At 34.9% G+C, this 22,468-nt stretch carries 26 protein-coding genes and 2 pseudogenes; 14 read left to right on the top strand and 14 right to left on the bottom strand.

Features of this window, described 5'->3' with window-relative positions:
* The first annotated feature begins 99 nt into the window (after window positions 1–99).
* Window positions 100–303 carry a hypothetical protein gene (locus Y7E_RS0120795; protein ID WP_026049291.1) on the top strand — a complete coding sequence of 68 codons (204 nt, stop codon included), beginning with the start codon at window positions 100–102 and terminating at the stop codon, window positions 301–303.
* A gap of 43 nt (window positions 304–346) precedes the next feature.
* On the opposite strand, the gene Y7E_RS0120790 is transcribed toward Y7E_RS0120795, so the two are convergent.
* On the bottom strand, window positions 347–1,648 hold the full coding sequence (locus Y7E_RS0120790; RefSeq protein WP_017153200.1) for an NCS2 family permease: 1,302 nt from the start codon (window positions 1,646–1,648) through the stop codon (window positions 347–349).
* Window positions 1,649–1,874: 226 nt separating this feature from the next.
* Here Y7E_RS0120790 and Y7E_RS0120785 point away from each other — a divergent pair, with 226 nt between their 5' ends.
* The 3 genes from Y7E_RS0120785 to Y7E_RS0120775 all read left to right on the top strand — a co-directional run bounded on the left by Y7E_RS0120785 (window position 1,875) and on the right by Y7E_RS0120775 (window position 4,201).
* A complete protein-coding gene (locus Y7E_RS0120785; protein WP_017153199.1) occupies window positions 1,875–2,741 on the top strand; it encodes an SDR family oxidoreductase in 867 nt (288 codons plus the stop codon).
* Window positions 2,742–2,857: 116 nt separating this feature from the next.
* On the top strand, window positions 2,858–3,619 hold the full coding sequence (locus Y7E_RS0120780; RefSeq protein WP_017153198.1) for a L,D-transpeptidase: 762 nt from the start codon (window positions 2,858–2,860) through the stop codon (window positions 3,617–3,619).
* A gap of 309 nt (window positions 3,620–3,928) precedes the next feature.
* The gene (locus tag Y7E_RS0120775) at window positions 3,929–4,201 is read left to right on the top strand and encodes a hypothetical protein (RefSeq protein WP_017153197.1); all 273 of its coding nucleotides are present in this window, start codon (window positions 3,929–3,931) and stop codon (window positions 4,199–4,201) included.
* 10 nt (window positions 4,202–4,211) lie between these two features.
* Here the strand turns inward: Y7E_RS0120775 and Y7E_RS0120770 are convergent, their stop codons facing one another.
* The 11 genes and pseudogenes from Y7E_RS0120770 to Y7E_RS33285 form a co-directional block, all read right to left on the bottom strand.
* Window positions 4,212–5,153: a carbohydrate kinase family protein gene (locus Y7E_RS0120770; RefSeq protein ID WP_017153196.1), complete on the bottom strand. Its 942-nt coding sequence runs from the start codon at window positions 5,151–5,153 to the stop codon at window positions 4,212–4,214.
* A gap of 197 nt (window positions 5,154–5,350) precedes the next feature.
* Window positions 5,351–5,566, bottom strand: a complete 216-nt coding sequence (locus tag Y7E_RS0120765) for a DUF1540 domain-containing protein (protein ID WP_017153194.1) — start codon at window positions 5,564–5,566, stop codon at window positions 5,351–5,353.
* A gap of 72 nt (window positions 5,567–5,638) precedes the next feature.
* Window positions 5,639–6,046 (bottom strand): thioredoxin family protein, encoded by a 408-nt coding sequence (locus Y7E_RS0120760; RefSeq protein ID WP_017153193.1) that lies wholly within the window; start codon window positions 6,044–6,046, stop codon window positions 5,639–5,641.
* 12 nt (window positions 6,047–6,058) lie between these two features.
* A complete protein-coding gene (locus Y7E_RS0120755) occupies window positions 6,059–6,478 on the bottom strand; it encodes a disulfide formation protein C (protein ID WP_017153192.1) in 420 nt (139 codons plus the stop codon).
* A 143-nt stretch (window positions 6,479–6,621) separates the two neighbouring features.
* The gene (locus Y7E_RS0120750) at window positions 6,622–7,503 is read right to left on the bottom strand and encodes an LCP family protein (RefSeq protein WP_017153191.1); all 882 of its coding nucleotides are present in this window, start codon (window positions 7,501–7,503) and stop codon (window positions 6,622–6,624) included.
* 98 nt (window positions 7,504–7,601) lie between these two features.
* Window positions 7,602–7,850: a YhdB family protein gene (locus Y7E_RS0120745; protein WP_017153190.1), complete on the bottom strand. Its 249-nt coding sequence runs from the start codon at window positions 7,848–7,850 to the stop codon at window positions 7,602–7,604.
* Window positions 7,851–7,972: 122 nt separating this feature from the next.
* Window positions 7,973–8,479 (bottom strand): PCYCGC motif-containing (lipo)protein, encoded by a 507-nt coding sequence (locus Y7E_RS0120740; RefSeq protein ID WP_017153189.1) that lies wholly within the window; start codon window positions 8,477–8,479, stop codon window positions 7,973–7,975.
* Window positions 8,480–8,537: 58 nt separating this feature from the next.
* Entirely contained in the window at window positions 8,538–9,638 is a 1,101-nt protein-coding gene (locus Y7E_RS0120735; protein WP_017153188.1) for a GerAB/ArcD/ProY family transporter, read from the bottom strand.
* A 12-nt stretch (window positions 9,639–9,650) separates the two neighbouring features.
* Window positions 9,651–10,309 (bottom strand): annotated as a pseudogene (locus Y7E_RS35155) (Ger(x)C family spore germination protein); the annotation flags it as partial.
* 51 nt (window positions 10,310–10,360) lie between these two features.
* Window positions 10,361–11,728, bottom strand: a pseudogene (locus tag Y7E_RS30155) (spore germination protein); the annotation flags it as partial.
* Between the two features lie 302 nt (window positions 11,729–12,030).
* The gene (locus tag Y7E_RS33285; RefSeq protein WP_017153186.1) at window positions 12,031–12,627 is read right to left on the bottom strand and encodes a hypothetical protein; all 597 of its coding nucleotides are present in this window, start codon (window positions 12,625–12,627) and stop codon (window positions 12,031–12,033) included.
* Window positions 12,628–12,876: 249 nt separating this feature from the next.
* Here Y7E_RS33285 and Y7E_RS0120720 point away from each other — a divergent pair, with 249 nt between their 5' ends.
* Window positions 12,877–13,437: a nitroreductase family protein gene (locus Y7E_RS0120720; protein WP_017153185.1), complete on the top strand. Its 561-nt coding sequence runs from the start codon at window positions 12,877–12,879 to the stop codon at window positions 13,435–13,437.
* Between the two features lie 67 nt (window positions 13,438–13,504).
* Here the strand turns inward: Y7E_RS0120720 and Y7E_RS0120715 are convergent, their stop codons facing one another.
* The gene (locus Y7E_RS0120715) at window positions 13,505–13,969 is read right to left on the bottom strand and encodes a PH domain-containing protein (RefSeq protein WP_017153184.1); all 465 of its coding nucleotides are present in this window, start codon (window positions 13,967–13,969) and stop codon (window positions 13,505–13,507) included.
* 208 nt (window positions 13,970–14,177) lie between these two features.
* Here Y7E_RS0120715 and spoVR point away from each other — a divergent pair, with 208 nt between their 5' ends.
* The 9 genes from spoVR to Y7E_RS0120670 all read left to right on the top strand — a co-directional run bounded on the left by spoVR (window position 14,178) and on the right by Y7E_RS0120670 (window position 21,570).
* The gene (spoVR, locus tag Y7E_RS0120710) at window positions 14,178–15,596 is read left to right on the top strand and encodes a stage V sporulation protein SpoVR (protein ID WP_017153183.1); all 1,419 of its coding nucleotides are present in this window, start codon (window positions 14,178–14,180) and stop codon (window positions 15,594–15,596) included.
* Between the two features lie 198 nt (window positions 15,597–15,794).
* Entirely contained in the window at window positions 15,795–17,462 is a 1,668-nt protein-coding gene (gene cdr, locus Y7E_RS0120705; protein ID WP_017153182.1) for a CoA-disulfide reductase, read from the top strand.
* A gap of 180 nt (window positions 17,463–17,642) precedes the next feature.
* Window positions 17,643–17,906 carry a metal-sensitive transcriptional regulator gene (locus tag Y7E_RS0120700; RefSeq protein WP_017153181.1) on the top strand — a complete coding sequence of 88 codons (264 nt, stop codon included), beginning with the start codon at window positions 17,643–17,645 and terminating at the stop codon, window positions 17,904–17,906.
* Window positions 17,907–18,055: 149 nt separating this feature from the next.
* Complete coding sequence (locus Y7E_RS0120695; RefSeq protein ID WP_017153180.1) at window positions 18,056–19,186, top strand: MBL fold metallo-hydrolase; 1,131 nt, start codon at window positions 18,056–18,058, stop codon at window positions 19,184–19,186.
* A 38-nt stretch (window positions 19,187–19,224) separates the two neighbouring features.
* A complete protein-coding gene (locus Y7E_RS0120690) occupies window positions 19,225–19,452 on the top strand; it encodes a sulfurtransferase TusA family protein (protein WP_017153179.1) in 228 nt (75 codons plus the stop codon).
* Between the two features lie 39 nt (window positions 19,453–19,491).
* Complete coding sequence (locus Y7E_RS0120685; protein WP_017153178.1) at window positions 19,492–19,860, top strand: rhodanese-like domain-containing protein; 369 nt, start codon at window positions 19,492–19,494, stop codon at window positions 19,858–19,860.
* 13 nt (window positions 19,861–19,873) lie between these two features.
* A complete protein-coding gene (locus Y7E_RS0120680) occupies window positions 19,874–20,170 on the top strand; it encodes a rhodanese-like domain-containing protein (protein ID WP_026049290.1) in 297 nt (98 codons plus the stop codon).
* 91 nt (window positions 20,171–20,261) lie between these two features.
* A complete protein-coding gene (locus tag Y7E_RS0120675; RefSeq protein ID WP_017153176.1) occupies window positions 20,262–20,741 on the top strand; it encodes a DsrE/DsrF/DrsH-like family protein in 480 nt (159 codons plus the stop codon).
* Between the two features lie 49 nt (window positions 20,742–20,790).
* A complete protein-coding gene (locus Y7E_RS0120670) occupies window positions 20,791–21,570 on the top strand; it encodes a sulfite exporter TauE/SafE family protein (RefSeq protein WP_017153175.1) in 780 nt (259 codons plus the stop codon).
* A 111-nt stretch (window positions 21,571–21,681) separates the two neighbouring features.
* Here the strand turns inward: Y7E_RS0120670 and Y7E_RS0120665 are convergent, their stop codons facing one another.
* Window positions 21,682–22,122, bottom strand: a complete 441-nt coding sequence (locus Y7E_RS0120665; RefSeq protein ID WP_017153174.1) for a hypothetical protein — start codon at window positions 22,120–22,122, stop codon at window positions 21,682–21,684.
* Window positions 22,123–22,468: the final 346 nt, after the last annotated feature.

Here is a 22,468-nt window from a genome sequence, read left to right as displayed (position 1 = left end):
TTAAGAGGTTTTTTGTTTTCGGGAATAGATTGAATATAAAATCTATTCTAGTTCAATATGTGGTATAATATGGATATAATGTTTGAAGGAATGATATATGTGGAAAATGTATATAAAGGAATTCGACACATTGGATATTTGGCAATGCTCATTTTTGGTGGAGTATTTTTATTACGCTTTATGATTCATGACGAACTTTTATTAGATCAACTAATTGGTTTCAGCACGGGACTGGTGATGTTTATTTCTTCGTTTTTAATCCAAAAGTATAGTAAAGAATTGCAAATGAATGAGAAATATTAGAAAAAGCCTTGGTTCATGAAATTTACGAACCAAGGCTTTTTTATTAATGCGGTAAGAAAATCAATTGATAAGCAAACAAAATACCAAATACGTATACAAGTGGATGAACAGCACGGAATTGTCCTTTTGCCATTTTCATAAGTGGATATGAAATGAATCCAAGTGCAATACCTGTTGCGATGCTTGATGTAAGTGGCATGCTTAAGATTACTAAGAATGCAGGGAATGCTTCGTCGAATGTATCCCAATCAATGTGACGTACAGATCCCATCATTAAGCTACCAACAATAATTAACGATGGAGATGTAATCGCTGAAACACCTGAAACAGCACCTACTAGAGGGCCGAAGAATGCAGCAACTGCAAATAGTACAGCAACTGTAATTGTTGTTAAACCAGTACGTCCGCCAGCTGCAACACCTGCAGATGATTCAATATATGCTGTTGATGGTGTCGTTCCGAACATAGAACCAATCGTTGCTGAGAAAGAATCAGATAGAAGAGCTCGTCCAGCTTTTGGAAGTTTGCCATCTTTCATAAATCCACCTTGCTGAGCAACACCAAGTAGTGTACCTGTTGTATCGAATAGTGTAACAAGGAAGAAAGAGAATACTACGCCGTATAACCCGTAATTAATAACATCAGAAACAGCTGTAATTGGATTAGAAACAATAATTCCTTCTGGTAATCCAGGCATTGATGTAATGCCTTTTGAGAATGTTAACTGTCCTGTGAAATAAGCGATAATTCCTGTTAATAACATTCCGAAGAATAATGCGCCGTTTACATTTAAGGACATAAGAATAAGTGTGATTCCAAGTCCAGCTAACGCTAGTAATACTGGAGCAGAATGAAGATCTCCAAGCCCAACTAAGTTTGATTCATGTTTTACTACAATCCCTGTCATGCGTAAACCGATAAAAGCAATAAATAAGCCAATACCAGCAGTAATTGCGTGTTTTAAGTTTTCAGGAATTGCTTCCATTAATTTTGTACGGAAAGATGTGAATGATAGCAAAATTAAAATCATACCTGCTACGAATACAGCAGAGAATGCAATTGCAAATGTCATTCCTTCATGTGCTTTTACAACAGAGTAAGAGAAATAAGCGTTAAGTCCCATACCCGGTGCAATTGCAATTGGTAAATTTGTAAAGATTGCCATAAATAATGTTCCGACAACAGCTGCAATAATTGTCGCTGTAAATGCTTGTTCAAACGGAACACCTGCATCCCCGAGGATGACAGGGTTTACGACAATGATATATGCCATTGTTAAGAAGGTAATAATACCTGCCATAATTTCAGTTTTAATAGAAGTTTTATGTTTCGAAAGGTTAAACATATAAACATCCTTTCTGTTTACGAATAATTTTCACAACAGTTATATATAATATTCGTTTTTAAGTCATATTGCAAGAGTTTTGCACAAAAAAATTTATAACAATTCATATTTTATGTCTTAATTTCGAATGTTAATCAAAAAAATGCCCTTATATTTCGGTTTTATATAAGTACTTTTCATAATTGTGTACATCATAAAAGAGAGAAATATGAAAGGGGAATAGTGGATGTCAGAACAAAAGAAGTTTTTAACATTACCACCGCAGCATCAAAATAGACAACCAGGGATTGAATCAATTATGAACCCTCTCCCAGAGTATGAAGATCCTAATTATCGTGGCAGTGAAAAATTAAAAGGAAAAAATGTACTCATTACAGGGGGAGATAGTGGAATTGGAAGGGCGGTAGCCATTGCTTTTGCTAAAGAGGGGGCACATATTGCTATTGCTTATTTAGATGAGCATGAAGATGCAAATGAGACGACAAGACTTGTGGAAAAACAAGGTGTAAAGTGCATATTACTTTCAGGAGATTTAAGTAGTGAACAACATTGTCAGCATATTGTAAAAGAAGCAGCTTCGACGCTAGGTGGTTTAAATATTGTTGTAAATAATGTTGCACAGCAATATCCACAGCAAAGTTTGGAATATATTACAGCACAGCAACTTGAAAAAACATTTCGCATTAATATTTTTTCTTATTTTCACGTTACAAAAGCCGCTCTTGCACATTTAACAGAGGGAGATGTAATCATAAATACAGCTTCTATTGTAGCGTATGAAGGAAATGAGCAGCTCATTGATTATTCTGCAACAAAAGGAGCGATTGTTGCTTTTACTCGTTCACTTGCAAAATCGTTAGTTCAAAAAGGAATCCGTGTAAATGGCGTTGCACCAGGACCGATTTGGACACCGCTTATTCCAGCGAGTTTCGATAAGAAGAAGGTATCTGAATTTGGAAGCAATGTACCGATGAAAAGACCAGGACAGCCATATGAATTAGCACCTGCTTATGTATATTTAGCTTCAGGAGATTCCACGTATGTTTCCGGACAGATTATTCATGTGAATGGCGGTGTAATTGTGAACGGATAAAAATAACCAGGAAGGGGCCTTGTATTTTCATTCATAAGAATAGAGCTCGTAGTAAAAACTAACTGTACCATCATATGTTATGGTCAATTTTAAAGGGGATGCTCGGGGGGATATGAATGAAAAAAGTATGTTTATTTGTAATACTCTTTTTCTGTCTACCAATCAATACTTTTGCTAGTGCAGACCATTTAATACTGATTAATCTTACGACAAATCAGCTATCTTTTTTTGAAAATGGAAATTATATAAGGACATTCCCGGTAACAACAGGGAGACAAAACACACCAACTCCTGAAGGAACATTTTGTATTATTAACAAATATAAAAATAAAGAATATCACCGAAAAAAAATTCCCGGTGGTGCACCGAATAACCCACTTGGAACACGGTGGCTTGGTTTAAATGAAAAAGAATATGCAATTCATGGTACAAATCGAGAAGGATCGATTGGAAGAAGGGAATCAAACGGTTGTATTCGTATGCATGATCGAGACATACAATGGTTATATGACCGGGTATCGTTACAAACCAAAGTAATTATTTCTCAGTTTTATACATCTCCAGAATATGCAGCGCATAAGCTTGGATATCGTGTTACAAGTTGGAATGGACGTATAATAGAAGAAGAACAAATTGGAATATTAACACTTGTAGATCGTATGAATATATATTGGCAAGAACCAAATGGTCAATTTACGAAAGTAAAAACGGTATTGCCAAATGAACAATATGCTGTTTATTCTCGCGGAAAAAATGGAAGCTATTATATAGGTAATAATTTGTATATTATGGATGAAACAGGTGAAAAAATTCGTTATGAGCAAGTGCCTTATTCTACTTTAAGTAATATTTATAAACGGAAATATAATGTACCGTAAAAGCTATCGTAAATAGACGATAGCTTATTTATTATATAAATACAAATTGAAAAACGACATAAAGCCTTTCCTTTTGGGTGGGAAGAGAGGATCCAGCCGCGGATAGAAGTGGTCAGAGCTTTTTTGCTCCGTGCAAAGTTAGAATAAAGAGAGAAAACGAGTGCAGGTCACCTGTTATTCTTCATAGCAGCGACTTATATGTTGAAAAAACAAAATGAATTTATATAGAAAAGTGTAAATTAGTTGGTCCAATCGCAACTATTCTGTTCTTGTGAATATAATACAGTACAGATTGGGGGCGGGCGCGTTATGAAAAAAGGGAATAGCCAATTTGCATTTAAAATCTTTTTGTTAACAAATTGTTTATTCATTATTTATTTGTATGTATCATTTATGTTTGATCTTTACATTACTTATATTGATTTAGTGCTTTTAGTTGGCTTTATTTGGTCCTTTGTTGAAGCGAGAGAAGGGGAAGATGGAATATATCGCAGGGTAACATTATTTGGAACCGCTTTTATATTGATTGTGTACATGACGGTGATGCATGATGCCTGGAAATATGGGATTGTTATGATGTAGAAGCATACCTTTAGCGGTATGCTTCTATATCTTTAAGTGTTGGAAGAGCAGCAATTGCTCCATAATTTGTACAAGTTAGGGCACCTACTTTATTTGCAAATGCCACAAAATGACTTAGAGTTGTAAAGTTTGGTAGGAGCTTATATTCTTCGTTTGAAAATTGATATAACATTGCTCCAACAAAAGCATCACCTGCACCAGTCGTGTCTATTTGCTGAACGATAATAGAAGGGATAATGAGTTGTTTTTCTTTTGTTGCAAGAAGTGTCCCGTTTTTTCCAAGCGTAATTGCAACACATTTTGCTCCATATGACAATAATAATTGTGCAGCTTGATACATATCTGTTTCCATAGTTAATAATATTGCTTCTTCATCGCTTACTTTGACAAAGTGTGCATTTGAAATGAAAATCAGGCAATCTTTTCGAAATTGCGGGATATCTTTGATTAATGCATCACGATAATTTGGGTCAAAGGAAATGAACATGCTGTGCTGTTTGGCATGGTGTAAAAGTTTGATATATGTTTCTTTTAAATTTCCTGGTAGTAATGCAGTTGCTGATCCAAAGTGGAGTATGTCACCTTTCTTGATGGTAGCAAGATCAATATCTTCAAATGTATATTCACCGTCAGCTCCTCTGATAAAGGTAAAATCCCGTTCTCCTTCTTTATCAATTGATACAAAAGCAAGTGTTGTTTGCTTTTCTTTTATAAGCATAGAGGTATTCACATGTGCATCTTGTAATGTTCTTTCAAGGAAATCACCAAATGGATCATTGCCGACTTGTCCCATAAAGGAGGAGTAACCACTAAGTTTTGCAATAGCAGCTGCTACATTTGCGGGAGCTCCGCCAGCTTTCTTTTCAAAAAGATTACCATCTGTTAATGGTGAATGAATATCACGGCATACAAAGTCGATTAGTAATTCTCCGATACAAAAAACATGTCTCATTTTTGTTCGCCCCTCAAATATTATGTTTATCCCGCTATTTGCGGGCAGTAAGACCCCCAACTCAAAATTCAGCGAAAGCAAAGAAGTTAGGTGGTGGGAGCTGCCCGTAAAAGCCTTCACTTTATACATATTATGAAAGATATGAGGGAGAAAAGAAAGAAAAATCCCCATTTCAAAAGGAAATGGGGATTCATGTATTAATATTTCGATCTAAAGGTCTGACAGCATGTTTCAACGCTTGTTGCCGCAGAACTTTCAAGTGTTTCACCTGTTAAGGCCGCGTTTGTATAAGAGTCATTATTTGGCTGATTTGTGTTTTGATCATCAGGCTGAACAAAGATCGCATTTGCTTGACAAAAGTTCCCTTGTCCCCAAAATGAACAATTGGAAACAGAACATCGTACTTCTGGCATCAGATCCCCTCCTTATACATTAGTGTGGGATTTTACACACGTTTCATGTATAGAGGAAGTTTCCTTTTCTTGTTACTTTTTGTTTTCCTTAAACCATTTTTCAAAAGTTTCTTTTGGCTTTTCGCCATGAATACGACTTACTTCTTTGCCATCTTTAAAATGAATAATTGTTGGTGTACCTTCAATTTTATATTCATCCCAAGTTGGGTTGTCGTTTAAAATATCAATGACTTTCATATCGATATTCATATCTTTTGCCATTGGAACAACGATAGGTGAAACTTTTTCACAGTGTACACAACCTGTTTGATAAAAATAAACTGTTTGTTCTTTTTTCTCTTCATTATTTTTACGGATTTCATCGGCCGAAATTTTATTTGTATAGTAACTTTCTTTCTTATTTGTTTCCATATTTGTTACGGCTAAAATAGCTGCAAATAAAACGATAATAATACCGCCGAAGATAAGCATTTTTTTCATTATTTCATCTCCTTATTTGTTTTTGATTACAATTAAACTGCAAATAGCAATCGTGATAAATCCGATAAGTGCTAAAAACGGGATGGTAATAAACCCAAACCAGTTAATATATTCTCCCGTACAAGGCACACGTCCGCATACTGCTCCTGCTTCTGAGAATGCAGAAACCTTTTGAATTGCATAATGATATAGCGAAATACAGGCACCGATACTTGCAATTGGTAAAGAATATGTAGCAATGCGATAGTCTTTTTTTACAACTGCAATACCAAGCCATAAAACAAATGGATACATAAAAATGCGTTGATACCAACAAAGTACACAAGGCTCAAACTTCATGATCTCGGAAAAATATAAGCTTCCAAGTGTAGCGATAAACGAAGCTCCCCAAGCAGTAAACAATGCATATTCTTGTTTTGTTTCACGTTTCATGTTTTTACCTCTCTTATAATAGTTACATACTAAATTATAGTATGAAGAGGGCAAGAAAATAAAGAGAAAATATTTTTATCAAGGGAAGTTTTATAAGACGAAAACTTGGAAATAAAAAAAACAAGGTTCACAAACCTTGTTTTTTAGGGACGATTTACAGCTTTTGTAGCATTGAAAAAGTTTTGAATAGCTTCTTTATTTATTTCTTGATTTATTTTTAAGACGGAGCCAGCGTGTTCGGTAAGAGCTGGTTCATATTCTTTATCAATTGGAATTCGCATTGTTTCCATCTTATCAATGGGTTGAAATAAAATGCTATTTCCAAGTGTAAATAGCGCCCCTATATCTAAATTTGTTTTTATATATGGAGAGAGTTCGTGTGCCATTATTGGTAAATTTAGTACTCCATCTATAGAGTGAACTTTATCAGTAAGGGTTTGTTTCAATGCCCGGAGTACTTCTTGTTGCCGTTTCACACGACCAAAATCACTTTCAGTATCATGACGAAAACGGGCATATTTTAATAAATCTTTCCCATGAAGAGCTTGTATCCCCGGCTGTAAATGTAGTCCCATATCATCGATTATTGTTTGTGTAAGATTGACTTCAATACCTTCAGGTGCGATTGTATCCACAATTTTAACAAATGCTTCAAAATCAATCGTAACGTAATGAGAAACATCGATTCCGAAATTATGTTGAATCGTCTTTCGTAATAATTCAGGACCGCCGTAGTAATAGGCAGCATTAATTTTATTATATTTTTTATCATAAGAAGGGATTTCTACATAACTATCTCGCATAATCGAAGCAAGCTTTGCTGTATTTTCTTTTTTATTGTACTGGGCAATCATAATTGTATCAGCACGAGCTTGTCGTTCGCCTCGTGAATCGCTGCCGATAATTAAGATATTCCATATGTCTTTTTCCTGTTTTCCCCCTTGAAACGAATGAGGATTATTCGCTTTTTCACAACCGATAAGCAATATAATCATGCAGAGAAATACAGATAAGGATTTATGCAAATGATCACGTCCATCCACTATTGATATGTGTATTATGAACAGTTTTGTGGAAAAATATTCAAAAAAGCGCTATTCTCAAAGGAAGAATAGCGCTTCATTTACATTTGTACTTGATCTATTTCTTCTAAATGTGATTTTTGTGAAGCATGGTCAATGTATTGAAATAGAAGCTGAAGTTGTTTATCTACTTCTGGCAGTTCTTTACTATATTTATAAGCATGTAAAAAATGTTCAATTCGTTTAGAAAATAATTGATCATCAGTTTGTACCATTAATACAAGCAACTTGTCCCAATTACAACAATATGTGTAATAGAGAGCCTTATCGTAGTCGTTATATGTGTGCATTGTGTACCCTCCTTACTGAGGAGTTACAAATAGTTTACGACAAGAGAGAAGAAATACACTTGAAAGAATTTGTTAAGGAAAATGTTGAGTGAAAAATAAAAAAACGAGGAAATTCCTCGTTTTTACGCTTTTGGCATTGGTGTAGGCGTTGGTTTCGCATAGCCTTCTTTATATTTATTATCAATGTAGTTTCGAATTTCAAGGGTGGATTTGCCTTTTTGCTGCATAGATGCAGATTCGACAGCAATTTCTAAGCAGTTTACACATGTTGTTGCGTGGGAATCCCAGACTACTTCTCCACTTGGCTTAATTTCTTGGATAAAACAGTTCTTATTGTTTTTATGTCCAACACTTTCTCCGCACCCACAGTAACAAGGTATCCAGTTTAATAATTCGGCATTTTTTCCTGCAACTGCATAGATATCTTTTAGCTGCGGATCTAGCTTATCTAAAAAGGTTGGAAGCGTGTCGACGCCCTTTGTTGTTTCTTGTATATCACCTTGCTGAGTATGAGAAGTGTGTTCTTCGTGTTTTTCTTTAGGTTCAGAAGATGGTTTTTCATCTGCAACGCTGCATCCAGAAAGCGTAAGACTGCTTATTACAAGTAGAGAGAATAGATATTTTTTCATCTGCATTTCCCCTTTGTTTTCGTGTTAGTAAAATTGTATCAAACTCTCTACTGCTTTCCTACGGTGAAGTTTGATTGCGTTTATTTTTCAAGCGCCATCGAATGGAGTGCCATAGAAAAAGGAGAGGGATATAGATATATACAATGTACATACCCGTTTGGGATAAAAGTGTATTTAATGCGTTGATACTTTCTCGGTTTGTAAAAAATAAGGAAGCGATGTATACAATAAAAATAAAAAAGGGTAGTGTGATATTAAATGGGATATGAAATGAACGCTTCATAGACTGACAAGAGTACCATATTGTTAAACAAAGATTTGGTAAAATGATAAGAAACCATACAAAAATAATAATATATTCAAACCGCTGAATAAAAGGGATTTTAATAATTTTTAACATCGTTAACGTAGGCCAAATTGTATGCTTGAGTAGTCCTTCACTATAGTATATAAAAGAGATAAGCGCTAAAATTACATAAAGAATGATTGTAAAAGCAGCACCGCCATGTGCCCATCTTTTTAAAGATTTTCCTTTTTCAATAAGTGGATAAAAGAAAAGGAGCGCTTCAAATCCTAAAAATTCTAAAGCGGAGTCTTTCGCTGATTTTGCAATATCTAAAGGTGAATGAGTGAAAATTGGTAAAATATTGCGAAAATGTGCGTATTTCATTGGGAAAATTAAAAAGAACAATACGAAAATAGGTAGTACAATTCCCCAAAAACAAATTCCTGTTACAGAACGGAACCCACCTTTTATAATATAGTAAGTGACTAATAAAAAGATTAAAGTGAGTTTCCATAATTTAATGGTCGGGAATACCCAAACTTGAACTACTTCGATATATGTACGAAGGACAGTGAGACAAAATAATAAAAAATAAATCGTAACAAGTAAAGAAAATAAGGAACCAATCCATTTTCCAAAGCATGTTGTATGAATATTGATCAGATCGTTATCTTTTTCTAACATTTTTAACATACAAAACAATACAAAGTGAGTTGCAATTCCCGCAAGAATAAGGGAAATCCAAGCGTCATAACCGGCACTTTTTATAATAATGCGTTGATAACCTAAAATTCCGATTCCAACTTGAAGAGAGTGAATCAAAAAAAATACCAAGTAAGGGGAAACGGTTAGTTCTTTACTGGTTGTACCCATCTTATCACCTCACTATTCTCCGATACCAGATTGTACAACGTTAACATCAGCGTTAATATTAATATTTATAGATGGATACATTGCTTGAATTTGCTGTATGCTCCATTTTCTTGATCGACTTCTAATTTGGTCACGTATTCCTAAAGGGTCTATTTTTTTTGCTGAAATTGCTGAATCAATTTTTGAGACTGATTTTTAATACTTTGCTCTACTTGATTTTTTACAGAGTTTATATTTTCTTTTTTTGATAAATCAAGCCAACTAGGGGAGTTTTTTATTAATCCGTTTAATTTTAACCGGATGGTCACTTTAGGAACATCACCTGTTTGATCAACTTGATAGACACTTTTTCCAGATAAATTTTGTGCTACGATAAGACCTTTATGATTGTCTTTTTTTATTGGCGCTTTATAACGACCGTTTTTAGTCGGATTAAGGAGCAACTTTACTAAAAAAGAGTCTTTTTTATCGGTATACATCACCACTTTGTCCTCTTTTAAAAAGGCAAGACCTTTTACAGAAACCGCATGATTATCAGCGATTTGAATGTAAGGAAGAAATGGATCGCATACAAACGAATAATAATTGTATAAAAAAATATTCAAAGCTGTCCGCGGAATATTTTCATTCATTATATTTTGTTCAAGTAAGTCAGCTAGATACAATGAACCGTTTGATGTGACATGATTTAGAAGCTCTTCGACTGAACCATCTACAAGTGCTAAGGGTAGTAAGTAAGGCGATCCAAGTGATTTCAAATGTAATAAATGTGCCAATATCACAACAAATCCTATAATCAGACCAAGTCCTCCGAAGGCACCCGCTAAAAGGATGAGTGGGAATCGGAGTAAACGAATGGTAGTAGACATTTTCACAGTTGGTGTTGTGAAAGAAGCAAGTGCAGATAAAGCCACAGCGATTAATAGGATTGTACTTGTTAAAGCTGCTTCAACAGAAGCTTGTCCAATTACAATTCCACCAACAATACCGATTGTTTGCCCAACTTTTGTAGGTAAGCGGGCGCCGGCTTCGCGGAGTAACTCAATTGTAATTTCTAAAAAAAGTGCTTCTAGGATTGGTGGAAAGGGTACATTGGCTCGAGAAAAAATAATAGGTCCTAATAAATCTGATGGAATCATTTGGTAATGAAATGTTAATACAGCTGTATAGATTGCTGAGGAAAATAGAGAAAATATAGCCCCAAAAAAGCGAATCAATCTAAAAGCTGAGCCGATCATCCATGGCAAATAGTAATCCTCTGGTGAAATGAAAAAATCTAATAGTGTTGTCGGTCCAGCTAATGCATAGGGAGAATTGTCTGTTAAAATTAACACTTCACCATTAATTAAAGCAAATACAGCTCGATCAATCCTCTCTGTTGGTAAAAGTAACGGAAAAGGAGAGTTACTATTATCACTAATAAATTGTTCGATCATTGTTGCATCAAAGGGAACGTCGAAATCAATGTCCGCGAGACGCTGCGTTGTGGTGTTAATATATTGCTCATTCGTGATCCCGTCTATATAGGCCACTACAACTTTTGTCTTTGATATAGATCCAACAACAATTTCTTTAAAGATTAATTGCTCTGTTACAATAGAGCGGCGTAATAAATGTAGATTCGTATCAATGTTTTCCACAAAACCAATTTTGGGTCCAATTACGCTATATTCATTTTCTGTATCGTTATATAAACGCTTACCAAGGACGGTACTTTCTGCTCGAATCAGAGCATATTGTTTAGCCTGTGATATATTTTGTAGTTTAACGAGCACATATCCCCCCAATAACTTTTCACGGATATCGTCAATGGAAGGTGAGATAACAATGTCTTCAATAGAGACGATGTTAGTCAAGTCGGCAATATCTTGTATTTGTTCTAATTGCTTTTTGATAGGTGTTAAAATAAATTGTTTAATTATGAGTGCTTCTACGACAGATTTATAATAAAAAAGGCATAGTGTTTCGTTTTCTGTAATGTTATAAGAAGCAAAATCAGTAGATTCCTTCATCGTATGAATAAATTCTGGAATGGTACAGCTCGTTTTTTTGTTTTTGGCTTTAGATTTTTTTCGTGGTAAGCCAAACATATTTTTCACCTCTTTCCCTTATATGGAATGCTCTCGTTAGTTTTTGGGGAAGGCAGAAATTTATACAGGAAACATAAAAAAGGCTGTTCAAAAGTTAGATATTGATTGTCTTTTGAACAGCCTTTTTTCAATTTAATAAATTATTTTTACATCTTGAATTGCACGTTGGAGTAAAGAATCAAAGTGAGTATGAGATGGGGGAATACACATATTAACGGTGTTCATCTTAGTAAATTTCTCATATATTCTAATTTGCTCATAACAAAAGGAAGAGCAACAAATGCTTCTTTCTTTTGTTATATTTAGTTTGTCTTGTTTTGCTTTACAGACTGTATTAATTTCATCATTTCGGCTCTTATATCTTCTTTCTGCACATTTAATTTTTCTGCAATTTGTTTGACATGCATGCCATCTTTTTTCATTTGTAATACATCATTGAATGGTGTATTACTTTTTTGTGCAATGATAGTTAGAACCGCTAGGTGATGTAAACGAATATGGTTATCTTGCATTGTTTTTTTCATTTGTTCTGGAGTGGAGTTTTGCATTTCGGCTACTTTTTGCAATAGTGCTTGTTTCATTTCTTTACTTATATGATGTTTATGCAGTTTCTTTGGATCCACGCCAAAATGTTTCGCTGTTTCTTTCCAAGATTTATTTTGTTTATAGTACGATAAAACATCTTTAATATCTTTTTTGCTAATCTTTGCAATGTGTGCGGCTTTCCAAATTTCATGCTTTTTGTAACCTTGTTTTTCTAATGACTGGATTTGTTCTTCCGAGATTATCTTATGATGATGCATTACAACTTCTTTTTGTGTAGCAGCTGCAGCTGGGAAGACAGATACTCCACATAGCAGTGCTATCATAGTCATACTTAATACCATTTTTTTGTACATACAAATTCCTCCTAATTGAATGAAATGGAAAACTTTACACATAGCATGTCCGTAAGTTGTGGAGAAGTTGTGAAAAACTTGTGAACATTTCAAGTTTTTTTTCGCGATGTAACAAAAAAGTTTTTTGTTAGTTTTACAACATAAAACATTGATTAATGATAGAAAACTGCGTTATAATCGAAATTGAAAATCAATATCAATATCAATAATAGACGTATACATATAGATAAAAATAAGGGAGAGAAACATATGACTACATATACTTCCATTGCGAATATCATTAAGGAAAGACGTTCCATTCGTACATTTACAGATAAAGCAGTAGAAAAAGAATTATTAATTGAATTATTAAATGATGCAACGTGGGCACCAAACCATCAGCATCGCGAGCCATGGAAATGTAAATTATTTATTGGAGAAGGTCGTAAAACATTAGTAGATGCTGTATTAAATTCCTTTACAGAAGAAGAAAGAGCAAAACGAGGTAAAATTTTATCAGATCGTTTTTTAAGTACGCCGGCTCAAATTGTTGTTTATATGGATGAAGATCCACGTCAAGTGCAACGAGATGAAGATTACGCAGCAGTATGTGCATTTATGCAAAACTTCCAGTTACTAGCATGGGAACGTGGTTTAGGTTGTGTTTGGAAATCAGGTGGGCTAAACTATAATCCTTTATTTATAAAAGGAATTGGACTAACAAAAGGACAACGAATTGTTGGGATTCTTCATATTGGTTATTTCGATAAAAAGCCAGAAGGAAAAGCGCGTACACCGATTACGGAGAAGCTTGAAGTTATTGAAGGATAATAAGAGGGGCATTCTTGTTTTGTACAAGGATGCCTTTTATTGTGGAATTCGTTTTCGTGAAATTGAGCTAACTATTTTTAACTTCTTTTTTAGATGGAGTATTTTGTAGGTTAGGACATTTCTCTTTTAATAATGATATAAATGCATCTTGATCTTGTGGAGAAAGTTTTACACTACCGAAAAGTGCTTTAGGATAATGAATTTCAACGCCTTCTAAAGCTGAAGATAAACGAAACCCCATAAGCATATCATTCGTTTTATTGATTTTCGTAATATCTTCATAAGGAATATTACAGCGAAACGGACCACAACATGCGTAGAAAGTCTTTTCTCTAAATTCATATCGAATATCAAAGGTTATCCAAAACCAAAAGAAATTAAAAACTGCAATAATGGAAAGAAAAATAATAAAATCAACAGAGGTTAATGTAGGATCTAGCCATAGTGGGAGTGTTAAAAGTAGATTTGGTAATAGACTCAATCCCAAAACAATATATAGAAAACCTCGATCTCGATGCACCTTCCATTTCATTTTGCTACCTCCTTATAAGGGGCCATAACTTCGTTTAATTCAGAGGTTATTACCATATATTTTAATTATTCGCTATAGAAATATAAAATCCCTTGTAAACTTAAAAGATGTTTTTTATATTGTATTTTTGTTTTGATGTGTTTAGTCTTCATGAAAGCTTGTTTCCCCTCATACACTGTCTTAAGGGAAAGTGTAAGGAGGGAAAATAATGAGAGCTAGTGATGATAAAGCACTGCAATATGCAATTGCCGAAATTACTGAAATTGCAACTGGATTTGGGCTGGATTTTTATCCGATGCGTTATGAAGTATGTCCAGCGGAAATTATTTATACATTTGGTGCATATGGAATGCCGACGCGGTTTTCACATTGGAGTTTTGGGAAACAGTTCTTTAAAATGAAGCTGCATTATGATTTGGGACTTAGTAAAATATATGAGCTTGTCATCAACTCTGATCCATGTTATGCATTTTTACTTGATACAAACGCATTGATTCAAAATAAATTAATTGTGGCGCACGTTTTAGCACACTGTGACTTCTTTAAAAATAATATTCGCTTCTCAAATACGAAGCGCGATATGGTTGAAAGCATGGCAGCGACAGCAGAACGAATTAAAGCGTATGAACATAAATATGGAAAGGAAGAGGTAGAAACGTTTTTAGATGCTGTTTTAGCCATTCAAGAACATATTGATCCATCGCTTATGCGGCCGAAGCTTGCTTGGAGTATAGATGACTTAGAAGAGGAAGAAGTAGAAAAGAAACGAGTTTCACAGTATGATGATTTGTGGAATTTAGATGATAGAAATAAAAAACGAGAACGTTCAAGTATGCGGAAGAAAAAGAAAATCCCGCCACAGCCAGAGAAAGATTTACTTCTCTTTATTGAAGAATATAGTAGAGAACTAGACGAATGGCAACGTGATATTTTAACGATGATGCGAGAAGAAATGTTGTATTTCTGGCCACAACTAGAAACAAAAATCATGAACGAAGGCTGGGCGTCCTACTGGCATCAGCGCATTCTTCGCGAAATGGATTTAACCTCTGATGAAGCAATCGAATTTGCGAAATTAAATGCAGGGGTTGTACAGCCATCGAAAACAAGCATTAACCCGTACTATCTTGGTATCAAAATCTTTGAGGATATTGAAGAACGCTATAATAATCCAACAGAAGAAATGAAAATGCGCGGTGTAAAACCGGGATCAGGTCGGGAGAAAATCTTTGAAGTTCGGGAAATTGAATGGGACGTATCATTCCTTAGAAACTATTTAAATAAAGATCTCGTGATGAGAGAAGATATGTACTTATTCCAGCGCCAAGGGAAAGAATATAAGGTAATTGATAAAGAGTGGGAACATGTTCGTGATCAGCTCGTCAATATGAGAACAAATGGTGGATTTCCGTATTTAGTAGTGGAAGATGGAGACTATTTAAAGAACGGTGAACTGTATATTAAGCATAGTTATGAAGGAATTGAGCTTGATTTAAAATACTTAGAGAAAGTATTGCCTTACATTCATCAGTTGTGGGGAAGAACGGTGCATATGGAGTCGGTCGTGGAGAATAAAAATGTTGTCTTTTCTTATGATGGAAAGATGGTGCATCGGAAGTATGTGTGAAGCCGCTGGAATCAGCGGTTTTTTTAATGATCAGTTTGTTTCAATTTTGTGAACAAGTATAAAGTTTGAGGTTTATATATTGTCATTATATTTTTTTATGTTTATTATATACCTATACGGGTATATGTAATTAGAGGCGCTGTATATTCGTATTTAGTAAGCGAAAAGAAAATTAAGGATCGTGGAGGTTAGAGAAGGATGAGCAAAAAAATCGTTGTAGTCGGTGGAGTTGCAGGCGGAGCATCAGTAGCAGCACGTCTTCGTCGTTTAAGTGAAGATGATGAAATTATTATGTTTGAGCGAGGAGAATATATTTCATTTGCGAACTGCGGGTTACCATATTACATTGGCGGTGTGATTCAAGAGAGACAGAAGTTGTTAGTGCAAACAGTTGAAAAGATGTCAAAGCGCTTTAATTTAGATATACGTGTATTAAGTGAAGTGATAAAAATTAATAAAGAAGAAAAAACAATTATTGTTAAAAATGTAATGACAAATGAAACGTACGAAGAGTCTTATGATATTTTAATTCTTTCACCAGGAGCGAAACCAATTGTGCCACCTATTCCAGGAATTGAAACAGCAAAGGCGTTGTTTACATTACGGAATGTACCAGATACAGATCGTATTAAAGGGTATATTGATGAGAAGAAACCACGCCATGCGACTGTCATCGGTGGAGGATTTATTGGAGTTGAAATGGCAGAAAATTTGAGAGAAAAAGGAATAGGTGTGACGCTTGTTGAGATGAATAATCAAGTAATGCCACCAATTGATTATGAGATGGCAGCGTATGTACATGAACATATGAAACAGCATGGTGTTCAGCTCATTTTGGAAGACGGGGTAGATGCTTTTGAAGAAGATGGAGCAGTCGTACGTTTAAAAAGTGGTTCAAAAATCAATACAGATATGATTATTCTTTCAATCGGTGTCCAGCCAGAGAGTCGTTTAGCAAAAGAAGCAGGGTTAGAACTTGGAGTAAGAGGAACAATTAAAGTAAATGAAAAACTACAAACTTCGGATTCGGCTATTTATGCGATTGGTGATGCGATTGAGGTAAAAGATTTTGTAACGGAAACAGAAACAATGATTCCGTTAGCATGGCCAGCAAACCGACAAGGTCGTCTATTAGCGGATATCATTCATGAACGTGCAGAATCTGTATACAAAGGGACGATGGGAACATCAATTGCAAAAGTATTTGAATTAACGGTAGCTTCAACGGGGGTGAATGAAAAGGTATTACAGCGCTTAAATATACCCTATGAGGTAGTACATGTACAAGCAAATTCCCATGCAGGTTATTATCCGAACGCATATCCTGTTTTATTAAAATTGATTTTTAATAAAGAATCAGGGGAAATCTATGGTGCACAAGCTGTGGGGCGTGACGGTGTAGACAAACGAATTGATGTCATTGCGACGGCAATGAAAGCTAAGCTAAAAGTAATGGATTTACCAGATTTGGAATTAGCATACGCACCGCCGTATTCTTCTGCAAAAGACCCAGTAAACATGGTGGGGTATGCTGCAAGTAATATAATTGAAGGACTTGTAGATACAGTGCAGTGGTATGAGATTGATCATATTGTCCAAAACGGTGGATATTTAATTGATGTTCGTGAACCAAATGAGTTGAAACAAGGGATGATTAAGGGTTCAATCAATATTCCATTAGATGAATTACGTGAAAGATTGGATGAAATTCCAGTAAATGAAGAAATATATCTTACATGCCAGCTCGGTATGAGGGGGGATGTTGCTGCACGTATGTTAATGGAAAAAGGATATAAGGTGAAGAATGTAGATGGCGGTTTTAAATTGTATGCAACTGCTTTACCAGACCATATTGTATGTGAATAAGGTAGAAGTTACTAAAGTAAAGTCCTATTCCCTATAATAAATATAAAATAGGGCTTTACAAAATACCCTAAAGGGTATATGATGAGGTTGTAAATTCAAATAAGAATTTTACTACAATTTGGTGCAATAGACATTTTTTTAGATAAAACATGTCTATTAAAGTATTGAGGTGATAATACGTTGGAATATAATCAAGATATTAAAAACCGACTTAAGCGAATTGAAGGGCAAATTCGCGGTGTACTTCGAATGATTGAAGAAGAAAAAGATTGTAAAGAGGTTATTACACAGCTAACCGCATCACGCTCTGCTATGGATCGCACAATTGGATTAATTGTAGGAACAAACTTGGAACAATGTTTGCGAGAGCAATTTGAAAAAGGCGATACATCAAATGAAGATTTAATTAAAGAGGCTGTACAGCTACTTGTAAAAAGTAGATAATCTGTCAAACGAATGTGTTGACAGATTTTAAAAAACATTTTACTATACCCCTACAGGTATATGTGTTTGGTGCTGTAGGAAGGATGTACAAAATGTGTTAGGAAAGCATTAAAATTTTTTAAATAAAATATACCATAGGGGGTAAGGTAGTGGGTGTTATAGGATTACAAGCGCAAGATGTTGCTGAGAAGGTTTTATTTGGAGAATTATTTATTTTAGATGTTCGTAATGAAGCGGATTATATGGATTGGAAAATTGAAGGGAAACAAGTTTCTTCTATTAATAAACCATATTTTGATTTATTAGAAGGCGTAGAGGGCATCTTGGAAGAGTTGCCAAAGGAAAAAGATATTCTTGTTGTATGTGCGAAAGAAGGTTCTTCCAAATTTGTTGCTGAGCAACTCATGGAGAGCGGTGTGACAAATGTTTATTATTTAACTGGTGGTATGAAAGCTTGGAGTGAATATGTGAAGCCGATTAAAGTAGGAAACCTAAAAGATGGTGGCAGCATGTATCAATTTAACCGCCTTGGAAAAGGATGTTTGTCCTATATGGTTATTTCTAACGGTGAAGCCGCAGTTATTGATCCTGTGAGAACAATTGAAATATATGAGGAATTTGCAAGAGAACAAGGTGCTGTAATTACAAATATTATGGATACGCATTTACATGCCGATCATATTTCTGGTGGTCGTAAGTTAGCACAGAAGGTGAAAGGTACGTATTGGTTGCCACCAAAAGATGCTGAGGAAGTTGTCTTTTCTTATGAGCCTCTTGTTGAAGGAACAGTAATTACAGTAGGAGAGACGAAAATTGATATTGAGGCAATCTATTCGCCCGGACATACAATTGGAAGTACATCATTCATTGTAGACGATGCTTATCTTCTATCAGGTGATATTTTATTTGTAGATTCTATTGGGCGTCCGGACCTTGCGGGTAAAGCGGAGGATTGGGTAAACGATTTACGTAACACCTTATATAAACGTTACAAGGATTTATCTCAAGAGTTGATTGTTTTACCCGCGCATTATTCGAAAGTGAGTGAACTGGATGAGCAAGGTGTAGTTCGTGCAACACTGAAAGATCTATTTAAGCGAAATGCAGGATTAAACATAGAGGATAAGTCGGAGTTTCGTAAAACAGTTACAGAAAACTTGCCACCTCAGCCGAATGCATATGAGGATATTCGCCAGACAAATATGGGGAAAATCAATCCAAGTGTAGATGAAGAGAGTGAGATGGAAATTGGTCCAAACCGCTGTGCGGTTCATGGTTAATGCGGGATAAAAGAAAAAATATTTTGGAGGTATGAAACATGAATGTAAAACAAGTATTAGATGTAAAAGGATTAGCGTGCCCAATGCCGATTGTAAGAACAAAAAAAGCAATGGAGGCTTTACAAACTGGAGAAGTGCTAGAGGTTCATTTAACAGATAAAGGTGCGATAAAGGATATTCCAGCTTGGTCAAAAACAGGTGGACACGAAGTACTACAGCATACGGAAGAAAACGGTGTACTGAAATTCTGGATTAAAAAGGCGTAAAAAATAAATTGTATAGAGAAAGATTGGAGGAGATGGTCTATGAGTGCAAATGTAGTATTAAATATCGTTTTAATTGTACTTGTTACTTGGTTTATTATTTTTCGCTTTTTACCGATTAAGGGAGTTAAAAATATAAATGGAAAAGAACTAAAAGCTAAAATGAATCAGAAGAATAAACAATTTATTGATGTTCGCACACCAGGTGAATTTAGAGGGAATCATATTCAAGGTTTTCGTAATATTCCCTTAAATGAGTTAGTGCAAAAAGCGAGTTATTTAGATAAAAACAAAGAAGTAATCGTTATTTGTCAAAGTGGGATGAGAAGTAAGCAGGCAACAAAAATGTTAAAGAAATTAGGATTTCAACATATCACAAATGTTTCAGGTGGTATGAATGCTTGGAATTAAGGAGGAACTAAAAATGAAAGAAATGACAGCCAAAGAATTAGAAAATAAATTAATGAACCATGAAGGATTAAACATTATTGATGTTCGTGAAGTAGAAGAAGTGGCGGAAGGGAAAATTCCAGGAGCTCTTCATATTCCACTTGGTTTATTGGAATTTCGCATGCATGAATTAGATAAAGACAAAGAATATATTATGGTATGTCGTTCTGGTGGAAGAAGTTCAAGAGCTGTTCAATTTTTAGAAAGCAATGGTTTCCAGGTTATAAATATGACTGGTGGCATGTTAGATTGGGAAGGTAAAACTGAATAATACTGTGTACGATGAAGAGTTCTTTTATAAATAAAGGATTTCGTATATTTCGTAAGATACCTATATGGGTATAAGGAGGTGGGGAGTTAACATGGAGAACAAGAAAAAAACAACGATCGTATTATTTAGTGGAGATTACGATAAGGCGATGGCAGCTTATATTATTGCCAATGGTGCAGCGGCCTATGATCAAGAAGTGACGATTTTTCATACATTTTGGGGGTTAAATGCGCTTCGGAAAGATGAACATGTAATAGTAAAGAAAAACTTCTTAGAGAAAATGTTTGGCAAGATGATGCCTCGCGGTGCAAATAAGATGGGGTTGTCTAAAATGAACTTTGCGGGTATGGGCCCTAAAATGATTAAGCATGTTATGAAAAAGCATAACGCTATGCCACTTCCAGATTTAATTGATATGGCAAAAGAGCAAGGTGTTAAGCTTGTAGCATGTCAAATGACAGTTGATTTATTAGGGCTAAAAGAGGAAGAAATTATGGACGATGTTGAGTTCGCTGGTGTGGCAGCTTATTTAGCAGATGCTTCTGAGGGAAATGTGAATCTATTTATTTAAAGGTAATTAATTAAAGAACGCCTTCTTTTTAGAAGGGAGAAAAATAAAGATGAGCTTCAGTTTTATGATTGTAATCTTTCTTATTGGCTTTGTTGGTTCATTTATTTCAGGGATGGTTGGTATTGGCGGTGCCATTATTAATTATCCGATGATTTTATATATTCCGGTGCTATTAGGGTTTACTAGTTATACGGCGCATGAAGTGAGCGGTATTACAGCTATTCAAGTATTTTTCGCAACATTTGCGGGTGTATGGGCTTATCGGAAAAGCGGTTATATAAATAAAACATTGGTGTTATATATGGGGACGAGTATTTTAGTGGGGAGTTTTGTCGGGAGTCTAGGTTCAAAAGTGTTAGAGGAAGGGCAAATTAATATTGTATATGCTATTTTAGCTACAGTGGCAGCTATTATGATGTTTGTTCCGAAAAGGAATCAGAGTGATTTCCCTTTAGAAGCATTGACGTATAATAAAGGATTAGCTAGCATTTTAGCATTTAGCGTAGGTGCTTTTTCTGGTATTGTTGGAGCAGGCGGTGCATTTCTACTTGTACCAATTATGCTTGTCATTCTCAAAATCTCTACACATATGACAATTGCGACTTCATTAGCAATTACTTTTATTTCATCTATTGGGATTACGATTGGAAAAGTAACTACAGGACAAGTAGTAGTACTGCCGTCTATAATCATCGCGATTGCAAGTTTAATCGCTTCACCCCTTGGAGCAAGTGTAGGGAAGAGGTTAAATCAAAAAATATTGCAGTGGATATTAGCGATATTGATTGTTTCGACATCTATTAAAATTTGGATGGATATCGCGTTGTAATATGATTTTTTTGAAGTTTATTACCAAATATTACCGTATAGATATCTTAAGAAGAAGGCTAGTATAGAAAGAATGTAAGAACGCCACTGAAGAATCAGTGGCGTTCAATTATTAAGCCCAAACAAGTTTCATCAATCTTTCATATTCATCATTTGCAGCTTTATATAATAGTTTAGTATGTTCAAATACAAGGGCAGGATTAAAGTATGGTTCTGTAAATACAAGAGAAGTCGAAATATCGATAGAATCCCTGTTGCTAATCGTGAATTTTGCGAATCTATATGCCGTATTTAGTTCATTTAGTAAATGCAATACTTCACTTTTCTTAGCTGAATCGTGAACTTGAGCGACATTGAAGCAATATATATCGACAGTAGGATGGTCGTTATGAAAGGCAGCGATAAGGCGAACTTTTGCACCTGTCTCTGTTTCTAAGTTCACTGAAAAAAATACGGATCCATCATTCTCATCTATGTGTTCTTCCATATGTATTTCATTGGATTTTAGATAACCTTTAAAGTCTGAAACGTTATGTTTAACTGCGGCTTTCATATATTTGTGCCTCCTGTTAATTGGAATATACATCTACCCTTTATTATAATTTAAAGATATAGGAATTGATAGTTAAAAAGTTAGAATTTTTAATTTTTTATTGCGCATTAACAAACAATAGGATAAATAAAGAATCCTTCACTGACAGAAGCTTTAAAAGGTAGAAAAACCCAGCTCTACCTCCATAGAGCTGGGTTTTATTAATTTTCATTCGATGTTGTTTCTGTATCTTCATCGTTACTGTTATTTTTGTTGTTGTTAGAATTTTGTTGATTATCGTTATCTTGTTTTGTATTGTTTATTTTTTCATTCGATGTTGTTTCTGTATCTTCATCGTTACTGTTAT

This window comes from Bacillus bingmayongensis (genome assembly GCF_000299035.1).
GTDB classification, from domain to species: domain Bacteria; phylum Bacillota; class Bacilli; order Bacillales; family Bacillaceae_G; genus Bacillus_A; species Bacillus_A bingmayongensis.
The sequence above is the reverse complement of the archived record's forward strand: the minus strand, read 5'-3'. Positions and strand labels throughout refer to the sequence as shown.